General features: G+C 49.7%; 17 protein-coding genes. 3 read left to right on the plus strand and 14 right to left on the minus strand.

Going from position 1 to position 20,614, the window contains the following annotated elements; translation table 11 throughout:
• Window positions 1-287 precede the first annotated feature (287 nt).
• Both ACCI51_RS17600 and ACCI51_RS17605 read left to right on the plus strand, forming a co-directional pair.
• Window positions 288-1,343, plus strand: coding sequence for an NAD(P)-dependent alcohol dehydrogenase (locus tag ACCI51_RS17600; protein WP_371844725.1), 1,056 nt, complete (start codon window positions 288-290; stop codon window positions 1,341-1,343).
• A gap of 75 nt (window positions 1,344-1,418) precedes the next feature.
• On the plus strand, window positions 1,419-2,144 hold the full coding sequence (locus ACCI51_RS17605; RefSeq protein WP_371844726.1) for a YoaK family protein: 726 nt from the start codon (window positions 1,419-1,421) through the stop codon (window positions 2,142-2,144).
• Between the two features lie 115 nt (window positions 2,145-2,259).
• Here the strand turns inward: ACCI51_RS17605 and ACCI51_RS17610 are convergent, their stop codons facing one another.
• The 4 genes from ACCI51_RS17610 to ACCI51_RS17625 all read right to left on the minus strand — a co-directional run bounded on the left by ACCI51_RS17610 (window position 2,260) and on the right by ACCI51_RS17625 (window position 6,323).
• Window positions 2,260-2,721: a hypothetical protein gene (locus ACCI51_RS17610; RefSeq protein ID WP_371844727.1), complete on the minus strand. Its 462-nt coding sequence runs from the start codon at window positions 2,719-2,721 to the stop codon at window positions 2,260-2,262.
• Window positions 2,722-2,906: 185 nt separating this feature from the next.
• Window positions 2,907-4,223 (minus strand): sodium ion-translocating decarboxylase subunit beta, encoded by a 1,317-nt coding sequence (locus ACCI51_RS17615; RefSeq protein ID WP_371844728.1) that lies wholly within the window; start codon window positions 4,221-4,223, stop codon window positions 2,907-2,909.
• A 19-nt stretch (window positions 4,224-4,242) separates the two neighbouring features.
• Window positions 4,243-6,033, minus strand: coding sequence for a sodium-extruding oxaloacetate decarboxylase subunit alpha (gene oadA, locus ACCI51_RS17620; protein ID WP_371844729.1), 1,791 nt, complete (start codon window positions 6,031-6,033; stop codon window positions 4,243-4,245).
• 56 nt (window positions 6,034-6,089) lie between these two features.
• On the minus strand, window positions 6,090-6,323 hold the full coding sequence (locus ACCI51_RS17625) for an OadG family protein (RefSeq protein WP_371844730.1): 234 nt from the start codon (window positions 6,321-6,323) through the stop codon (window positions 6,090-6,092).
• A gap of 574 nt (window positions 6,324-6,897) precedes the next feature.
• On the opposite strand from ACCI51_RS17625, the gene ACCI51_RS17630 reads away from it, so the two are divergent.
• Entirely contained in the window at window positions 6,898-7,917 is a 1,020-nt protein-coding gene (locus ACCI51_RS17630; protein WP_371844731.1) for a tRNA dihydrouridine synthase, read from the plus strand.
• Window positions 7,918-7,935: 18 nt separating this feature from the next.
• Here the strand turns inward: ACCI51_RS17630 and ACCI51_RS17635 are convergent, their stop codons facing one another.
• From ACCI51_RS17635 to ACCI51_RS17680, 10 genes are all read right to left on the minus strand, one after another.
• Window positions 7,936-8,748 carry an outer membrane lipoprotein-sorting protein gene (locus ACCI51_RS17635; protein WP_371844732.1) on the minus strand — a complete coding sequence of 271 codons (813 nt, stop codon included), beginning with the start codon at window positions 8,746-8,748 and terminating at the stop codon, window positions 7,936-7,938.
• Entirely contained in the window at window positions 8,741-9,955 is a 1,215-nt protein-coding gene (locus ACCI51_RS17640) for an ABC transporter permease (RefSeq protein ID WP_371844733.1), read from the minus strand. The genes ACCI51_RS17635 and ACCI51_RS17640 overlap by 8 nt, the downstream gene beginning before the upstream one ends.
• Window positions 9,943-10,626, minus strand: a complete 684-nt coding sequence (locus ACCI51_RS17645) for an ABC transporter ATP-binding protein (protein WP_371844734.1) — start codon at window positions 10,624-10,626, stop codon at window positions 9,943-9,945. The genes ACCI51_RS17640 and ACCI51_RS17645 overlap by 13 nt, the downstream gene beginning before the upstream one ends.
• Window positions 10,627-10,659: 33 nt before the next feature.
• Window positions 10,660-11,271 carry a hypothetical protein gene (locus ACCI51_RS17650; RefSeq protein ID WP_371844735.1) on the minus strand — a complete coding sequence of 204 codons (612 nt, stop codon included), beginning with the start codon at window positions 11,269-11,271 and terminating at the stop codon, window positions 10,660-10,662.
• Between the two features lie 342 nt (window positions 11,272-11,613).
• The gene (locus ACCI51_RS17655; RefSeq protein ID WP_371844737.1) at window positions 11,614-12,861 is read right to left on the minus strand and encodes a gluzincin family metallopeptidase; all 1,248 of its coding nucleotides are present in this window, start codon (window positions 12,859-12,861) and stop codon (window positions 11,614-11,616) included.
• 93 nt (window positions 12,862-12,954) lie between these two features.
• Window positions 12,955-13,308 (minus strand): glutaredoxin family protein, encoded by a 354-nt coding sequence (locus ACCI51_RS17660; protein ID WP_299586015.1) that lies wholly within the window; start codon window positions 13,306-13,308, stop codon window positions 12,955-12,957.
• A gap of 973 nt (window positions 13,309-14,281) precedes the next feature.
• Entirely contained in the window at window positions 14,282-15,850 is a 1,569-nt protein-coding gene (locus ACCI51_RS17665; RefSeq protein WP_371844739.1) for an alkaline phosphatase D family protein, read from the minus strand.
• Between the two features lie 397 nt (window positions 15,851-16,247).
• Window positions 16,248-17,447 carry a pyridoxal phosphate-dependent aminotransferase gene (locus ACCI51_RS17670; protein ID WP_299586020.1) on the minus strand — a complete coding sequence of 400 codons (1,200 nt, stop codon included), beginning with the start codon at window positions 17,445-17,447 and terminating at the stop codon, window positions 16,248-16,250.
• Window positions 17,444-18,886, minus strand: coding sequence for an amidase (locus ACCI51_RS17675; protein ID WP_371844741.1), 1,443 nt, complete (start codon window positions 18,884-18,886; stop codon window positions 17,444-17,446). Before ACCI51_RS17675 ends, ACCI51_RS17670 begins: the two co-directional genes overlap by 4 nt.
• 456 nt (window positions 18,887-19,342) lie before the next feature.
• Window positions 19,343-20,404 (minus strand): Ldh family oxidoreductase, encoded by a 1,062-nt coding sequence (locus tag ACCI51_RS17680; protein ID WP_299586026.1) that lies wholly within the window; start codon window positions 20,402-20,404, stop codon window positions 19,343-19,345.
• Window positions 20,405-20,614: the final 210 nt, after the last annotated feature.

A 20,614-nucleotide genomic window follows, 5' to 3' on the forward strand; every position in this document is an offset into this window, starting at 1 on the left:
TACGTCAGGCCGACACCTGACGTAGGCTATAAAAACAACCAATCAAACCTTTCACTATCCCCCTCAGGTTGAATAACTCTTTTTACGATGTAAATTAACTAACTTGGCGACCCCCTCCTCCCCATCTAGTCTTAAAACACCTAACCCGATAAAAGCGGCATGGAATCAGCGCCCAAATCTTTGCACTGCACAAGAAATACCCCTAAGCGAGAGAAAAGATGACAGGCACTCATAGAGTTGGCAACAAATTCACCGCAGCAGTAGTAAGGAAACCCGGCAGCCCTTTCGTGTTAGAACAAGTGAGGCAAACCGAGCTACTTGAAAATGAAGTGCTGGTTAAAATCGTTGCCACCAGTATCTGCCAAACAGATATGATTGCCCGGGATCAGGACTATTTGGTTCCACACCCTATTGTATTAGGGCATGAGGGCGCAGGAGTGGTAGAGGCGGTTGGTGATAGCGTACTTAAAGTGACCCCTGGGGATCATATTGTCTTAACTTTTCTCTCATGCAGTAGTTGCAGGGAGTGTATTTCCGGCCACCCAGCCTGCTGCGAAAACTTTCGCGATCGAAGCTTCTCCGCGCATCGCATAGCTGGCAGCCACGCTCTTGCCGATCAACAGGGAGGGACGCTTAACGACCGCTTCTTTGGTCAGTCTTCCTTTGGCGAGTACGCGGTAGCCAATGGGCAAAACGTAGTTAAGGTGCGCAAAGATACTCCCCTGGCGCTATTGGGTCCTTTAAGGTGTGGCATTCAAACGTGTGCCGGCACCGCTTTAAATTCACTCAAGGTGAGCCCCGGTTCGAGCTTTGCTGCCTTTGGGGCAGGCGCCGTGGGTTTGGCTGCAGTGATGGCCGCATCGGCAACGGGTGCCACTACGATTATCGCTGTGGATATCCTTCCCTCAAGGCTGAAACCGGCAATGGAAGTTGGCGCCACCCACACAATCGACAGTACTCAGGGCAAGGTTGCAGAAAAAATTAGGGCAATTACCGGCAAGGGCGTGGAGTTTGCCCTTGACGCCACAGGAATCCCCACAGTGATCAATACCATGATTGACTGTTTGCGCAGCCGCGGCGAGGGAGCGATTATCGGTCTTTCGAAACCCGGCGAGAAGCTCACTCTGGACCTCATGGACCTGCTGAACCAATGCATTCGGCGAGGTGTGGTTGAAGGAGACAGCCTACCGGATCAGTTGATTCCCACTATGGTCGACCTTTATATGGCCGGCCGCTTCCCATTCGATAAGCTTATAAAGTTCTACGATTTCTCTCAGATTAACCAAGCCGCTGAAGACAGCGAGAAGGGGTTAACTTTAAAACCTGTGGTGCGGTTTTCCTAGCGCCACTACCTAGGAACCTCTTGAAACAGACAATATCACCAGGTGCTTCTCATATACTTGAGAGGGTGCTCAAGCATGAATGAAACGCCTCATGCCACAATGAACATTGAATATATTCTCGCATTTGTAGCTGGTTTTGCTGAGGCTGCCTGTGTTTTGGGCTTGTTTACCAGCTTTACCACATTTATCACCGGCACAATTGTGCTCTCAATTACCGACTTTGCCAGTAACAATCCAAACTACATTATCAAGCTATTTATTCTCTCAGCCTTTATTTTCCTGCAAATTTTTTGGATCTATCTCATTAAGATTTTGAACAAGCAAAAAAGGAATGCAGTAACTGTCATGCTGTTTATAGAGAGTTGTTTGATGTTTTTATTTTTCATTTTGGGCAGCTATGTGGGAACACTCACGTCACCCTACGCTGCAAATACTTTCTTGGTTTCTTTCTTCGCGGTTGCCGCCATGTCTCTACACAGCACCATCTTTTTCAGGGTGCTCAATAAAAAAGCGCCTACTCACTTTATGACAGGCAATTCCACCAACCTCTTCGCTGCCGCCCTTGAAATGCTGGACAACCATCGAGCATACAAAAGCATTGGGGAAGCGCCATATCCACAGGCATCTACCAAGGCAAAATATTATTTCGGGGTGATTTTTTGCTTTATCTTTGGTGTAACGCTTGGCACTGTGGGTTACAAGTTGTGGGGATTTCCCTCTCTCTTATTGCCTGTATTGCTGGTTTTACTGACAGCCCTGTTAAGCCTGAAAGCAGAAAGGCCTCCCACCGCGACTTCCTGATGCCCTGGGAGATGGCCAGGGATATCCACCAGAAAATACTGGAGAGGCGCAGGGAAAAATAGAAGACTATGCCCGAAAACCTCTCCCATTAGCCTAGAGCGTATCGAAGCCCGAGTTATTCCGCTGAACAGGTAATTCTATTCTCAAAACAAACTCCACCCCGTGTGGAGCAGGTTTCAAGCAACTTGCCTTTTGCCTCTACTTCTGAAAATCCCTTGGAGTGCATTCCACCAGCGCGTACATCTTTCATATAGCAGGCCCATCGGGGGCGCTCCTTCACTGGCTGGAGAACCACATCAGGATGGGTATTTTTAGACTGTGCTTCAACCGAAGCCTGCAAATCCAGAATCAGATCCTGCATAGAGCGGATATCCTTGCGCAACCTGGCAACCTCTTTTTTGAGCTTGCGCATTTCAGCCGCTTCTTCATTTTCATTCTTCAGGGCATGGACTTCTCTGCGAAGTTTTACCACCTCTCTTTTGATCTCGTGGATGTCTTCAGCGGCGCGATGGTTGTCGTGGGCCAGTAGCGGGGTGGAGAAAAGAGCGAGGGAAATCAAAAGGGGCAAACTACGCATGGTCTTACTTCCAGTAAAATTTCTTATCACAAGTCAATATGCTGGGAGGAATATAGCGCAGATAACCTTAACTCAAAATGAATCTTATCGAGGGAGGGTGTCAGCTAATCTCAAGGGGTTAAGCCCTATAAGAAAAAAGGCGAACCGAAGCTCGCCTTTTCGATAGTAACTTTTGATTGACTTAATCAACCGCCTGTTAAGCTGCGCACCATACTGATCATAACCCCCGCCGCAACCGCAGAGCCAATCACCCCAGCCACATTCGGGCCCATGGCGTGCATCAGCAAGAAGTTGTGCGGATTGGATTCGAGTCCTACTTTGTTGGATACCCGCGCAGCCATGGGCACGGCGGACACACCAGCAGAGCCAATCAAGGGGTTCACTTTGTGCTTGCTGAAGACATTCAGCAACTTTGCCATCAGTACGCCGGCGGCGGTACCAATCGCAAAGGCGACGATACCCAGGGCGAGAATACCCAGGGTTTTTGGGTCCAGGAATTTATCCGCGGCCAGTTTGGAACCTACCGAAAGCCCCAGGAAAATCGTGGTGATATTGATCAATGCATTCTGGGCGGTATCCGAGAGGCGAGCCACCACACCGCACTCTCTCATCAGGTTACCGAAACAGAACATGCCCAGCAGTGGTGCAGCCGCCGGCAGGAACAGGGCAACCAGAATCAACAGCAGCAGCGGGAAGGTGATTTTCTCACGCTTGCTCACGTGACGCAGCTGGACCATCTCGATTTTACGCTCTTGCTCTGTGGTAAGTGCGCGCATAATGGGTGGCTGGATCATAGGCACCAATGCCATATAGGAATAGGCTGCTACCGCAATCGCACCGAGCAGATCCGGGGCCAGTATGCTGGAGACATAGATCGCCGTGGGTCCATCCGCACCACCGATAATTCCGATGGCCGCCGCATCGGCGATAGAGAAATCCATAAGGCCCGCCGCGGAGAGCCCAACGGCACCCAGTACTGTGGCAAAAATGCCGAACTGGGCGGCGGCGCCCAAAAACAGAGTGCGCGGATTGGCGAGCAACGGGCCGAAGTCCGTCATGGCCCCCACCCCCATAAAGATCACCAGGGGTGCGACACCCGAGGCGATGGCCACGGAGTAAAAATTGTACAACATGCCGTTATTGAAACCGGCATCCTTGGCGAACTCCGCAGCCTGCACCTGTATTGCCGCCGGCGCACTCCCCAAGGCAGCCTTTAAATCGCTGAGGCTGGCCCCACTATCGAGCCCCAAAATTTGGGTCATTTGCCCCAGAATTGCGATATTCCCCTGAGCCAGCGCGGTCTCGGCCGCGGAGAGCGCCAGGTCCGCGCCTGGAATGTTTGCCAGAATGCCGCCAAAGCCAATGGGGACTAGTAATAGCGGCTCGAATTTTTTGCGAATGGCGAGAAACAATAGCCCTAATCCCACCAGGATCATGACCAGCTGTCCCGGCGTCATTTGTGCGACGCCGGATGACTGCCAAAGACTGATTAAATTATCCACTTGCGACTCCTACCTCAGTCTAAGCGATGGACAGCAGGGCATCACCCACCGCCACGGAATCGCCCTCTTTTACCGCCACACTGGCAATACTGCCCTTGCGTGGCGCACTCACTACGGTCTCCATCTTCATGGCTTCAAGCACAATAATGGCCTGCCCTTCGGTGACTTTATCACCGGGCTTCACCATGACTTTAAAGATATTACCGGCGAGGGGCGCATTGACCGGCTCACCGCCGCTAGCCGGGGTAGCCTGCGCAGAGCCGGCCACCGGAGTGGTGGCAGCAGACGCTGGGGTTACATTGGTGAGGTCGCCACCATCGGTCACCGCAACGGTATAGCGCTGCCCTTCCACGGTGACCGTATAAATCTCTTCCCCATTTTCATTTTTCACCGCGGCATTTTCCCTGCCGGTGGGCACAGGCTCAAAGGCATCGGCATTGCCGCGATTTTTCAGAAACTTCAAACCGATCTGCGGAAAGAGTGCATAGGTGAGCACATCGTCGATCTCGCCTTCCCCCTTGGTCAGGGCAATATCCTCTGCCCCGGCTTTTTCTTGTAGCTCCAGGGCGAGCTTTTCCAATTCGGGCGCAATCAAGTCCGCAGGGCGACAGGTGACTGGCGCTGCGCCTTCCAATACGCGCACCCGTAATTCCTCATTCACCTCGGCGGGGGTGGCTCCGTACTCACCTTTCAATACCGCAGCGGTTTCTTTGGAGATCGACTTATAGCGCTCCCCGGTTAGCACGTTCAAAACCGCCTGGGTACCAACAATTTGTGACGTGGGGGTAACCAAAGGAATAAAACCGAGGTCCTGGCGAACGCGGGGAATTTCTTCGAGTACTTCATCCAGGCGATCAGCGGCACCCTGTTCGCGCAGTTGGCCCTCCATATTGGTGAGCATGCCGCCGGGCACCTGTGCTACCAAAATGCGCGAATCGACACCCCTGAGGGAGCCTTCGAATTTCACATATTTCTTGCGCACCTCGCGGAAGTACGCCGCAATCTCTTCGAGCAAATGAATATCCAGGCCGGTATCCCGCTCGGTGCCTTCAAGGATGGCGACCAGAGACTCGGTGGGACTGTGGCCGTAGGTCATGGACATGGAACTGATCGCGGTGTCTACATTGTCGATGCCCGCTTCGATACACTTGAGTGCGGTAGCCGTGGAGAGACCGGTGGTGGCATGGCACTGCATGTGAATGGGGATATCCACTGCGGCCTTCAGGCGCTTCACCAGATCATAGCCCTCGTAAGGGCGCAGCAGGCCGGCCATATCTTTAATGGCAATAGAGTCCGCACCCATATCCTCTATCTGGCGTCCCAGGTCCACCCACAGGTCCATGGTGTGTACCGGGCTTACGGTATAGGAGATGGTGCCCTGAGCATGCTTGTTCTGTTTCTTTACCGCAGCCAGCGCCGTCTTCAGATTGCGCATATCGTTCATGGCATCGAACACGCGGAAGACATCCACGCCGTTAACCGCGGCACGCTCGACAAACTTTTCCACGACGTCATCGGCGTAGTGGCGGTAGCCCAAAATATTCTGACCGCGAAACAGCATTTGCTGCGGTGTTTTGGGCATAGCTTTTTTTAGCTCGCGAATACGCTCCCAGGGATCTTCACCGAGGTAACGAATACAGGCATCAAAGGTGGCACCGCCCCAGGACTCCAGCGACCAGAAGCCGACTTGATCGAGTTTTTCCGCAATCGGCAGCATGTCGTCCAAGCGCAAGCGCGTGGCGAACAGTGACTGGTGGGCGTCACGCAGGACTACATCGGTAATCCCCAATGGCTTTTTAACCTCAGTCATGGGTTCTCTCTCTCGGCAGAAATTATTAGGTGTTGTTCAGAAGCGAAAATGGGCGGCTAGCGTTTTTTTCGATGTTGATCGATCGCGCCCTTGATGATGGCATGCAAACGGGCGTTGTCATCGGCGCTGGTATTTGGCGTTGCGGTGATGGGCTCCGCCTCAGGGAAGTGTCGGGTAATAATCCGGGACATAATACTGGTGCCTATTACCAGTAGCAGCAGGAACGTAAAAACAATTCCCATGCCGAACAGGGTAATGTCCAACCCCTGCTGTAAAAGAGTGTCTTGCACTGTGTATCCCCCTAAACCAACAGAGGTTAAAAACGCCCCACTTGGCGGATTTCTCTCGTGCTGGTAACCGTTTGATTTTTGAGTAACGGATTATCGCCGCCACCCCTTCCGCACACTTTGCTGCTTCACCATAGCCAATTCGGTTTAAGCGCCGATTGTGGAATATTCGCAGCGTCAGAGCGCTGTGCTTTTTTCCCGGAACTGCCGTTTCCACGGTTGGCAACACCTTCTGGCTCGGCAATCTAATTCTCATACCGGGCAATTACAACCATCTTGGGAACCCCATTCCCATAAGTTGCAATACTATCTGCTGTCAGAAGGTTTTTCGGCAGCACGGAAGCGCACTCGATTTCCTATTATCAATACAAGTTGCTTTTAAAATCAAACACTTAATGGTTTCAGTGGCAACGGTGGCATACCGATCAACGTGCTGCTATTCGGTACAATTACTCCATTAACAGAGTTCGGACCTCCTACTAAATACACTGACTGAATGATCACTCTTACGGAATAGCAGCGACTTGCTGATAGAATATGCGCCAATCATCCCTCTACTTTTTCTATCTCCAGCTTTATGACCGATAAGACAATTTCTCTACAGCCGAAGATTTACCAGGCCCCGATGGAAGGCGTCATCGACCACCACGTGCGCAAGCTACTCTCGGCTATTGGTGGGGTCGATATCTGTGTAACCGAATTTGTGCGGGTCACCGATACACGCCTACCCCGTCGGTTATTCACCCGGTTGTGCCCGGAACTACTGGAAGGCGCCGCCACCGCGAGTGGTGTTCCAGTGCGCTTGCAATTATTGGGCGGCAACCCCGAGTCTATGGCAATTAACGCAATAAAAGCCGTGGCTGTGGGGGCCAAAGCCATCGACCTGAACTTCGGTTGCCCGGCCAAGTCGGTTAACAACAGCGATGGCGGTGCCTGCCTGCTGCAGAGCCCACACCGAGTGGAAGCCATTGTCGGCGCTGTGCGCCGGTCTGTGCCGGAAAATATCCCAGTAACCGCAAAAATCCGTTTGGGCTTCAACGACCGCGCCTCCTATATGGACAACGCCCAGGCCGCAGCCGCCGGTGGTGCCAATGAACTGGCAGTGCACGCACGCTCAAAGGTGGATGGCTACAAGCCACCGGCCTATTGGGAATATATCGGCGAGATTCGCGAGAAGCTGGACATCCCGGTGATCGCCAATGGCGATATCTGGACACTGGCCGAGTTCCAGCGCTGCCGCGAACAGACTGGTTGCCAGGCATTTATGTTCGGCCGCAGTCTGCTCGCACGGCCCGATCTGGGGCTGCAAATCAAGGCCTTCTGCGCTGGGGAGGCATATCGGCCCATGGCGTGGCCACAAATCGTCGAGTTACTCTGGGGGTACTATCAAACCACCCGAGAGATTTATCCCGCCAAATATTTAGGCAATCGTATCAAGCAGTGGCTCGCCTATCTAAAACTCGCCTTTCCGGAAGCCCAGGTATTTTTTGAAAAGGTCAAACGCCTGCGGGAGGCCGAGGCCATTGAAGCCGTTTTTTTCCAGGAATTGGAGTCCCCACAGGTAATCGCTAAGCGGAAAACGTTTGCTGCCGCTTAATAGCGGCTGCAGAGTTCGTTAAAGCTCAGACGTTGATTGGCGGCTCAGGTAGGCCGGGTTGAAATACTTCTCCGGCAAATTATGAGCCTCGACAATGTCGTAAATAACCCGTGTCTTGATGCCAGTATTGATCGTATCCTGCAACAGCATTTCTGCCACTACCTGCCGCCCTTCCCTTTGGCCTGGGGTAAAGTGCGAAATCTTCGCCAACTTACCGGATTTCAGATACAACTCTGCTTTTACTGGAAAATTATTCTCGCTATTCAGCCACAAATTAATGTGCTGATAACTGGCCCCTTTGGTTTTGGCGGTAAGATTCAGGCAATTCACCAACTGATCTTGTAAAACTTCCTGCCCGGCAAAAGCCCCCTGATAGTCCTCACTCCAGGCGAGTGTAGCCACATCCCCCACCGACGCACTGCCCAGCAGTTTTTGCATGGGAGTAATCCGTATGGGGCGGCGGCTGTGTGGCATCAGCATCCAATAGTTGTCCTGCAGCATTAACATTTTGGTGCCCTCTTCTCCCTTGCCTTTAAAGACCACCAATGACTTGCGTTGTGGTTGGATGTACACATGGTATTTATCCATACTAGCCAGCTCGCCATTTTTGTAGACCTGCACCTCTGTCACTACCCGCGCGGAATTCTCATGCAGACGGTAAAAGTCGGCTTTGGCAAGCATGGCTTCCACTTGCTGCGTGGTGTAATTAATTTCGCTACTGGCCCCGCTTTTGGTAATTAGTGGGTTGGCCAATGCCATGGGTACTACTGCTATTACCAGAGTGATACCCAGCGGCTTCCAAATGTTTTTTATTTTCGCTAATTTATACATGGACTAATGACTCTGTAATTGGCTTGTTGACACCTGTGCGTGCCACCATAAAGGAAGACAAAACACAGATTGTTGCGACAGCCAGTGAGATTATCCAAGCCAAAATCACTGAGAAATACACCACCAGAGGATAGCTCTCAGTTTTACCTGGAGGGGGCGGCATAGTGACGTCAAACACCATCAGGCCCACACTCACCGCACCCGCCAGCAAGATGCCTACGATCGCACCCACCAGGGACAACACCAATGCCTCCAACACAAAACCCAGCAGTAATTCAGTGCGAGACGTTCCCAGTGCCGAGAGAGTACCGATCTCGCGAGTTCTCTCGGTAACCGACATCGCCAGGGTGTTAAAGAGAGAGACAAAAATTACCACCGCCATAATCACACCCATCAAACCAAAAATTCGGTCGTATAGGCTTTTTACTCCTTGGTAGAAGAAGGCACGATCCTCCCAGGTGGTAATTTGCAACTCTGGTGTCTGCTCAGCCAGACGCGCCTTTAATGCTTCAGTATCCTCCAGATCGTAGCCGTACAGGTGCAGGGTGCTGACCTTTTTACTATTTAGAATAAATTGGGCGGAATTTATCGAGAGATACACCTGACGCTTATCTAAATCAGGAACGCCCGTTGCAAAAACACCCTGTACTTTAAAATCCAAGGCGTTTAAAGCTCCATCTACGGTGGTTGACATCAGGGTGACATAATCCCCCCTTTTTACATTAAGATTTTTAGCCAGATCCTTACCCAGCAGGATCTTCGGATCATTAGGGTCTTCATTTTCTCTCAGAATGCCACCTTCGGTCATATTCAAAAAAGGCCCTTTTACCCGAAACTCGCTCGGTAAAATTCCCTGCGCCAAAAATATGGTCGACTTCTCGCCATTGGAGATCAAGCCATTTAAGTAGATACGCGGTTGCACCGCCTTTACCTGGCTATCGGTCATTAAGTGTTTTCTCAATTCATCCGAATTTTCCAGACCGTTTTGCAATGGGTACTCTTCATCACTACTGAAATATCCCGGCCGGGTAAAGACCAGATGCCCCTCGCTGCGCGCTGCACCTTCTTTCAGGGATTTATAGGTGTAGAGACCAAAGCCTCCGGAAGTCATCAAAGCCATCACCACAATAGAGACAATAGCAACGGTCAAAAGGCTGCGGCGGCGATTACGCAATAAATTCAACACTGCCAGTTTTAAGCGGCGCATGGGGCTTCCTCCTGCAAAATCACACCGTCTTGTAAATTCATCACTCTGTCACAGCGCCGGGTCATCCGATCATCGTGGCTGGCCACAATAAAGGTCGTTTTCTGTTCGCTACCCAGATGTTTCATCAATTCAATAATCTGTTGAGCCGTTACACTATCCAAACTGGCGGTGGGCTCATCGGCAATCACCAACTTGGGCCTGTGTACCAATGCACGAGCTATCGCCACCCGTTGTTGCTGACCACCGGAGAGACGATCGGGCCGATATCGGGCAAATTCTACCAAACCCACATGATCCAACATCTGTATTACCCGCTGTTTTACCTCTGCAGAAGCCACCCCATTGAGCTGTAACGGGTAGGCGACATTTTCAAAGGCACTCATCACGGGTACCAAGTTAAATTTTTGAAAAATAAACCCCATCTGAGTGCGACGTATCTTCATCGCCTGCTGGTAGTTTCGGGTCATTAACTCACCGGCAAAGTGCACCGCACCGGAGTAATCCTGATCCAGCAAGCCACAGATGTTCAGCAGAGTGCTCTTGCCGGAGCCAGAGGGCCCACACAGGGCTACCATGTTGCCGGGGCGAATGGCCAGGTTGACGTCTCGTAAAGCCTGGTGTTCTATTTCACCGGTCTTATAGGTCTTTTCTATATGTGTCAGCTGCAACATCGATCCTGCTCCAATTCCTACTACTGATTCCTACTACTGATCCTTATCCGGCTGACAAAGGGGCAGCGCCCCTCTTGTCTTGGCCTCTGCCTGCCACTCACTTTTCAGCTCAGACTTTTCTCCCAAATCCGCAGCCTCCAGGGCGCCACAGTAAATCCAGCTCACCGCCTGTACCGGCATATGCGACAGTCGCGGATCCCCCATCAACTCACCATAAAGCTCAAAACCACGATCGAAAGCATTGAAGAAAGCGGGCACCTTGGTAAACGTGGTTGCCGCAATCCCTTTAAAAAGCAAGTCACGAGGCATTCCCTTAGCCGAACGCCCTGGATTCTCTAGCTCCTCCAGCATCCGCAGGGCCTTGTCCATACGGGCAATACCATTTTCCGCATAGCCCACCTTCTTCCACGGAAGCCAGCTCTCCTTAGCCATCAACGTCTCACTGGCCCCCAGGTAAAACAAGGCAGCCGGATCTGTGGGGTTTTTCTGCTGAGCGACTTTAAAAGCTTCATAAGAAGCCTCAATGGCATCCCCACCCTGCTGCGCCGCTTTGTTGTAAAGCCCTTCCAGCTGCGCATCCAACGTGGCAAAAGCGAAAGTTGTCATGCCCAGCTGAATCAGTACCGCTGCGAAAATTTTCTTCATGTTTTCTTTCCTTGCGTTCAGGTTGAGCGCAGATTAGCGCTGGTTATGGAGGCGGTCTCGGCCGTGTGATAAAGAGCAGAGGAAAGGAATAAACGGAAGTTGTTGAGGATGAATGGTATTAAAAATAGAGAATAAGCAGTAAATAGCGAAACACAAACGACAGTGCGAGAGGCTAATCCCAGGAAGGTGGTACAGTAGAACTGATTTGTAAATACTGCTTTAGAGTAAAGAATTCAATTATTTTAAACACCTACTACAATAATGCCGGATTAAAACCGTTTAAAGGGCAAGCCTACACTCACCCATCTCGGATTCAATGAAAACACCAGGCAACTGACATGTTCAATTACTTTCCGCTGCCAACTCGCTAATAAAATCAAAAGCAGAAAATTCAGGATTGTTGAGTAATTTTAGGTTCTTAACCATTTCTGGTGACAGATAGGGCTTAGTCGTGAATAGAAATTGATCTACCCCAGCCGGCGCTCCTGCCGAAACTTTAGAAGAATAGAGATTCCATACGTTATAAACTGAGAGAGAGCCCTGGGCTTTTAACCGTTTGTCTATCGCATTCATAATCAGCATTCCACACTCATAGTGAACGCGTGGATTCTTACGTGATACATCTACGTAAACTGGATTCCCCTCCAAGCTAGCAAGGCAATTTTTCTCTGCCTGCTTAATTTTCTGCGACAAGAAACCTTTGGAAATGATACTCTCGAATGCCAAGCCAGCAAAATAGTCGGCCGCCCCCTCATGTAACCAGGATTCAGCCGTATCGCTAACATCGGCACCCTCCCTCTGATACAGATGGGCAACTTCATGGGAAAAGAGCCAAAACAATTCATCAACATCAATGGCTTCAATAACAGCCCCCTCACCATACCAATGCATAAATATCTGACCGGGCAAAGTTCCACCTTGATGCCCAGCTCGACCATCGTCTGTTGAGCTGTAAGAAGCAAACAATGCTGGCCTATAACCAAGTGCACCCATTTTATCGGCGAAGAAATTCATCAACTTTGGCAACTGAATACTCATTTGGTGCTTGAGTTTCTCTGGCAGGCGTTCATCAATCACACTAACAAAATGGTCGCTCTGTATCGGTTCTCCAGAGCCAATATAGACCTTACTCCCCTCATCGAATGCCTCCCATTCAACGCTTTCCTGATAGATCTTACCATGCAAGATAATATTATCAGGCTCAGGGGCAGCTATCGATAAATGCCACTGATTCAGGCTAGATTGACAAGATTCCGCGCAAGCAAAAAACCTTCCCGTATGCAACAGATAGCCTCCATCCGAAAATGGGGAGAAAGGGGCGTATTCTTTGGGGAGAGCAGTATACGTCGGGGTAAGATGAAAGGTAACTTCGGTAAATGCACTACCGTCTCTACGGTACACACTTTCTCCCTCGCCATCAAACTCAAACCGATACCTTTTGGAAGTAGACACCCAGCGTTTGATTCTTGAGTTATCGGGAGAGCTTTTAAAAACAAGCCTCTTTATTGGCTTTTCTGACACAAAGGTCACAAACCAGTTACTATTTTGCTTCTTTTCCAGCTTGGCACTTATATTATAGGCAACCGCCATTGAACTACTCCCTAAACACAACCATGCTGCAGCCATAGAAAATGCGAGAGTTCTTATACGACACAATGTTGTAACTATCATTTTTAACCTTATCTACAATAAACTGGCATCCTGAATTTTCGAAAAAGCCTTCAATATTTTTTTAGCATTATATCCATGAATGACCTCCCCATTAACAAGCAAAACAGGAACACCTCTTCCACCTAAGCGATCATACTGAGACCTACCCTCTCGAGATTTATCAATATCATACTCATAAAATGGTATATTGTGTTCTCTCATCAATTCACGCGACTTTTGGCAGTAACCACACCATTCGGTAGCATAGAGAACAACCTTTCCAGAGTGCGCCGAACTGAAATCCGGCGGTGGGTTGAGGTAGCGCTCAATGGAATCCCACTTCTGGAAGACCATTAAAGCTACAGCTAATAGTAAAAGGTTTCTCATATATCTTCAGCCGAGTATGGACCAGAAAATAAACACAAGCCACACCATCAAAAACCCACCCTTCAATGATTAATTCGATTGCATTTTTTAGCAAATTAAGCGCTCACAAAGCCATAAAAATCACCCGAACCTTCAAGCTTTGACAGTAGAAATATATAAATAATTGAAGCTATAAACTGTACAATAAGATCAAACCAATGATCGGCCATACCATACCCATGCGGAATCTGTCACCCCCCATTCCAAATACACCAGAAATGCATCCGAATCTTCCTGTTCACACTTTATTTTTATCTTCATACTCCCACCAGAAATATAATCATATAAATACTTGTTAAAACTTCAACCCGCGAACACATATACCAATTGAAAACAGTCAAAAATGAAGACAGCCCTCACTACCCCCCCTATATACGACACCATTGCTGACAAAGCAACATCTAAAGCAGAGGGGCAAACAAAACTATGATGGCGCAAACCTCCAACCACAACTTTTAATGGATTTGATACAAACCTAACCAGGAAGCATATAACTATCTGGGCTGCACTCTCAAAAAACCTACCCAATCCCTTTCGAATCATTAGTTAAGACCAAGAATAGAACCAAAGAAACCCAAGGCAGGAAGGCACAACCAAAGAGAACTATTTTCATCTTAGAAAAATTTGAGTCTAAGAAAGGCACAAGAAAAGGAGATGCGAATAGACATAAGGTCACTACACCTCCAACAGTAGGCACCAACTCCATCGGTACAGTTCTTTATAAAAGCAGAAAAATCCACATAATTATGCAAAACACTCTCTATAACAGCAAAAATAAACAGATCAATACACGAACAGGCTGCCGCTACAAGAGAGCTGTCCCAGAAGACGTAGGGCATGGATTTTATGATGGCAGAGCTTCACAACCTGAAAAGGGGGCTATTGCCCCCTTTTCGTTTGCCGGAATTCAGGTAGCTAAATGTGACTAAAGAAATTAACTATCGACTACTTTAATTTTTGATTTCCCATGCTCACTCACAACATCCCCATAAGTATCAGCCCTTGGGCCACTTATTTTCCGCACATCTTCATAGAGTCTCCAGCGCCCCACAAACTGGTCTTTTTCGAATTTAGTAATCAAATATCCCGCCCGATTACCTTTGCGGAATTTCATATGAGGGTTCTTCTTTAAGGCTTTCTCTGTACTGCGGTTGTCAGCGACTTCATACCAGAGTGCGCCGCCATCGCCACGGGTAAGTGAGGGCGCAGTTATTTCGACCGCAACATTATCGCGGCCGGCACTGTAATCACTGGCAAATGGATCTAAAGCTAAACCAGCTGCCATCGCTTTATGCAAACCTCCCGATAGTACAACAACATTGTTATTCAACTCCGCAAAGAGCTCCAGCAGCCATTGGTGAGATTGCGGGTAAGCTCGCCAGGCACTGGGTGAATAATTATCCCACCACTCAAAGACTGGTGCTCCCGAGCAGACAATGCGCCAACGTGCTGTTGATGTACGAATAGCCTGTTCGAACCAGACGGCCTGTTCCTGACCAATAATACTGCGACCGGGAAAGTCGTACTGTTCAAAGATTGGCTGACGCTTCCTGAGGTTATCCGGCATATCTTTGATCGGCACATCGCGATCATAAAAACACATATCCAAAAAGAATATATCGGCCAGTTCACCATAAGGCACAGAGCGCCATATTCGCTTGGGGGCAATATACCGGATGGGCATCCACAGAAAGAAAGTTTCCACGGCAATCTCCATCGCCTCATGAAAATCTGCCCCATTTATTGCTGGCCCTTCTCGCCAAACACCATTTCTTAAATCGCCATCATCCCAGATTACCATCCAGGTATGTTTTTGGTGCGCCTGCTGTAAGAATGCATCCTTCCTAATCTCGGAGTAGCGGGCTCTATAACTCTCACGGTCATATTTAAAATCGGAGTAACCAAACTTACGATAATCACCAGAATTGGAGGAAGCGTAGGAGTAATCCCCAAGATGAATCACCGCATCAATATTTTGCTCTCTTTCCACCATATCCCGATAGCCGACAAACTCACCGTGTTCAAAGTGCGAACAGGATGTCACGATAAATTTTAGGGTATCGGCAGCCGTACTATTTTGTGGCGCAAGTTTTAGCCGACCAACAGGTGAAATCTGATCTCGGTATTTAAACCGATAAGCATAATTTCGGCCATAGTTCAACTCGGTTACATCGAGCTTAACAGTAAAATCTTTTGATTCATCGGTTTGCGCATAGCCAGTTGACACGATCTGCTCAAAGGCATCATCCAGCGCAACTTCCCAATACACCAGCGGTGTTTCTTCCTCAGTAGTTACTCTGGTCCAAATGATCGCGGATTTCTCGGTTGGATCACCGGAGGCCACACCGTGTAAAAAGTGTTCTGAATTGCTGACTGCCCCCGTATATTCGTATCTTTTTCCAGCACTATTCGCCCAAGCCGATGGCGCCATAGCAGATACTGTCAATAGCCCACCCCATTTTAGTAAAGTCCGTCGATCTATTTTCTTCATAAGTTTATTCATTCACCAGAATCTTAGAATATTGCCCAGCAAGTTAAACAAACCCACATTACAGGGAAGTGACATCCATTAAAAACTTTAGCTTTACCAGCACAACCAACTCACCCCAACCACACAACAAAGCAATGCTAGACATTTCCTTTTAAAGGACACCGCTAAAAACTCGGCAAACAGCTACAAAACAACGCTCAAAAGGAGACGATGGAAAAAACAGGATAAGTAAAAACAAAGAATTAACGATATAGAGGGCAGAAAAAGCCCTAAAGAGAATATAAAAACCCTATAGCTACCAAAGCGACCCAGGATTTATTACATAGATAAATCCACCAAAAAATCTTGTTTAGTTTTTGAGAGAAAGCAATCTAATTCTTATCCATTGAACGACCACCGACTCATAACCTCAGGAAAACTCCTGCTTTTCCATCCATGGAATAATTCTCTCAAAGGCTTCTTCAATATTTTCGATGGAGGTTGCATAACTAAATCGAAGTGCATTGCGGCATGACTCACCAAAGGTATCGCCAGCAATGGTACAGACCCCTGTCTCCCGCAACATTCGCAGTGCAACATTGTTACCATTCACTCCTTCGGGTAACGATGGGAATAAATAGAAAGCGCCTTCCGGCATATAGCCCTCAAGATAGGGCGTCTGTTCCACCAGTTGCACCAATCTATTTCGTCTTTTTTTGTAAGTTTTAATGATATCGGCAATAAAACTCCGATCACCTTTTAATGCGGCTACGCCAGCCCACTGGCAGGGTGTATTCGCAACCGTGGTGGTAAACATATGGTAACGACGTAGCTTACGTATCACGCCCTGGCTGGCAATCATCCAACCAATTCTCATACCGGCCATGCTAAAGGTTTTGGAGAAACTGCTGATAATAATTACGTGATCTAAATCAGAACAGCAGGATAGTACTCCGGCGTAATCACGGTCATCGTAAATCAAGTGATCGTAGACTTCATCGCTTATCACAAAAATACCGCGATAAGCTGCTTCCTGCACAATGGTTTCAACGGTCTCACGAGGGTACACAGTGCCGGTGGGATTACTGGGTGAATTTAAGACCACGGCATGGGTATTGTTATCGAAAGCATCAATCACCTCTTGAGGGTCCAGTTGGTGATTATTTTCCGCGCGGGTGGGAATATAGTGCACTTCACCACCGTTCATACGGATTAATGGTGCGTACAATAAAAAGGATGGGTCAGCCATAATAAACTCGCGCCCCGGCGCCGACATGGCTGTTAATGCCAGATAAATGGCTTCGGTTGCCCCTGTGGTAACGAGTATATTTTCCGGCGTTATTTTACGGCCATAGCGCTCACCGTTATAGTCGGCCAGTGCGTCGAGCAGTTCTGGTAAACCCGCATCCATGGTGTAGCCCGTTTGTCCGGCCTGCACCGCATCCACGGTGGCCTGGATAACATGGGGCGGCGCGGGCGAATCTGGCTGACCGATGGACAAGTGAATCACATCATCCATCGTAGCGGCCAGATTCACCATCTTACGAATACCGGGTACCGGAATCGTCAATAGCGCCGGGTTCCAGACCGGGTCTTCTGATTCATAAAAATCAAATTCCAGCCGGCTCACGCGCTTTCTCCCTCCGCGACATCAACATAAAAGAGCTTTGGACGCTTTTCTGTCAGGGGCGCGGCCAGTTGGTAAGCCTGCCCCGCACGTAGAACGTTAACATCCTCGAAACGTCGACCTACGAATTGCAGGCCGATCGGCAGTCCACTGGATGAGAAACCACAGGGCACAGAAAGAGCCGGCTGGCCTGTCATATTGAATGGGTAGGTAAACGGTGTCCACGAAGGCCAGCGAGTGCTGGGCCAGCCCTCCGGCACCTCGCAACCGGCCTTAAACGCGGTGATCGGCAACGTCGGCGTCACTAACAGATCGTACTTGCTATGAAAATGAGCCATGTGCTCGCTTAATGCTGCACGCTCATTCACTGCGGCCAAATAGTCGAGCATCGAAAGCTGCGAGGCCTTTTCAGCTACAGCGACCAACTGTGTATCCATAAGTGCACGCTGACGCTTGCTTATGGAGCGCAGGGCATTAGCAGCGCCGCCGTAAAACAGGTGGCCAAAAGCGGCAAGTGGATCATCAAATCCCGGTGCCACTTCGGTAACTTCGGCTCCGAGGGACTGCAACAGATCGGCAGCATCCTGAACAGCCCGCTCCACATCGCGCTCATTTTGTACATATCCCAGAGTGGCGCTATAGGCGATTTTCAAACCCTTAAGCAGTTCTTGCGGCTCACCGGAAATGGCCTTTAGGTAATCGATATTACGCCGTGGAATCGCATTGGTATCCCGGTTATCGGCTTCACTCAATACGTTCATCAGCAACGCGCAATCGGACACTGTCCAGGCCATGGGGCCCGCATGTGCCAGGGTGCCAAACGGACTCGCCGGCCAATGGGGCACCTCACCAAAGCTCGGCTTGAGCCCAACAAGACCACAAAACCCTGCGGGGATACGAATCGAGCCACCCGCATCGGTGCCAAGGGCCAAAGGTCCCATACCCAAGACTACGGCAGCAGCACTGCCACCGCTGGAACCACCGGCGGTTTTACTGGCGTCCCAGGGATTGCGGGTAATGCCATCAACGGGGTTATCCGTTACCCCCTTCCAACCAAACTCTGGCGTGGTGGTCTTACCCAAGGGGATATAGCCATTGCGGTTTAAAGCCGCAATACTGGGGGCCTCTTTACCCAGCGTGGACTTCGGATCAATTGTTTTTGAGCCCTTGATCGTGGGCCACATGGGGGTAAGAAAGACATCTTTGATGGCCACCGGTACGCCGTCCAGCACGCCGTGTGTCTCACCTCGACTGTAGCGCTGGGCCGATTCGTGAGCGGAAGCTAAAGTGATTTCCCTATCCACCAGGCAGTAGGCATTCACTGTGGGGTTACAAGAGTCAATCTGCTTGAGCAGAGCTTCTGTGACATCCACCGGAGAAAATGACTTGTCGTTATATCCTTGCAGTAATTCCAAGGCCGTCATACGGACAAAATCATTCATCGGTCCATCCTCTTATTTTTCCGTTTATGCCCCTATCGTAGTACCGGCCAACACGGCGCCTGGTATATTCACGTGGACTGAACCGCCCCGAGCTTAAAATGCCTCTGAAACGGTATTCACAATTTCTTGCCTAAGAGATATCTCACTTAAATAGAGAAACAAGAATTAAGATATTCTGGAGTGATTCTGCGATACCCCCTCTGCCTAGCAATGACTTTATATCGGTATACAGCGGATTTAGTGGCTAATAAAGAAAGGACATCCCGGCAATATCGATTGGCGGCAAAAGGACCCTCAATATTTAAAAGAAGTCGATTTCGCCCCATTCACCTACTTGTCATTATCAGCCAGCTCGAGGGAAGCCCGTAAGGCAGAGGCGGCGCTGCTTGAGCACCAGTCAAACTATTGAGCCCTTAGAATGGTTGAGGATTGATAAACCGGACCGCTAGGCGGAAGTCACCCCCTGGGCATCACAGCGGGAAGACCCACCTGTAATTTTTCTGCCCAAGGTTGCAGGTCCCGCATAATTGAGGGGTAAAGCTCCACACCCTCGCGCAATTGCCGCGTGCGCATAGCCCAGGCACGCTGGCCCGGCACTCGTACCGGGTTGGCATCCTCACTGCGGTTCTGCTCCCATAAGCCGCTCAGGGCCACAGCCTGGCGCAGAAAATCAGCCCGAGGGCCAAAAGCCTGGGGATCGATTACCTGTAGAAAAACCGAGTTTGCCTCCTTATCCTCACGGGCAGATTCATCTGCGCGCCCATATCCTCCCAGTGCCATTGATAACACCTCCAACATGGCACTCAGTGCGGCCCCCTTGTAGCCGTGGTCAGCCCCACCAAGCGGCAGAATACTGCCGCCTTGTTCGAAAACCTGCGGGTCGTCGGAAAGTTTGCCATCGGAGCCCTTAAGACAGATTGACGGCATATTTCTCTTTTCACGTTTTGCACGGGCCACATAGGCACCAGCAGTAACAGACATGCTGATATCGAAAAGCAGAGGGTAATCCCCAGCCGGTGCGGCAAATGCCAATGGGTTAGCCGAGAACAGAGGATCGAGCCCCCCCTGTGGCGAAACAGTATTCTCCCCCGGTGTGGAACAGGTCAGAATAGCGACATAACCGGCCTCGATAATTTGTGGCAGATAGGCCGCCAGGCAAGCGATATGCTGGCTGCGCCGTATACTGGCAGTAACCACCCCCCATTCCGGTATTCGTTGCAATGCCTGCTCAATTGCCTTGGTGAGCACCCAGGGACCCGGCAAATATTGTGCATCCCAGTTGAAGCAGTTACCGCGGTCGGAGAGCACCAATGGTTCGCCGCTAATCCGGGATTCACCACTTTGCAGCCACTCTAAATTACTCACTACCCGCTGTAAGCCGTGGGTAGTAAAGCCGAGGAGATCCGCCTGTAAAAAAACACCCGCCATGATGTCGGCACGTTCTTCAGCCAACCCCACCCGCTGGAATAAAGTGCTGGCGAATTGCTGTAGTTCTCTAGCGGGATAGCAAACAGACATATTGACTCCAAGTTATTTACCAATTGAAAAATGGCGAACTAATAAACGGACATTCGATAAGGAGGGCTACCTAGTGGCTAGTTTTATTGCCAACCTACAAACTACTCATGACCTCACCCAGAACAATGGGCATGTCTCATTGATCCCTGATTAATCAATCCACTTAAGATAAAATACAGCATTGCCTGAGGAGTCTGAGAGATTTCTTAA

It is taken from the genome of Microbulbifer echini, from assembly GCF_041447225.1.
Classification (GTDB): Bacteria; Pseudomonadota; Gammaproteobacteria; order Pseudomonadales; family Cellvibrionaceae; genus Microbulbifer; species Microbulbifer echini.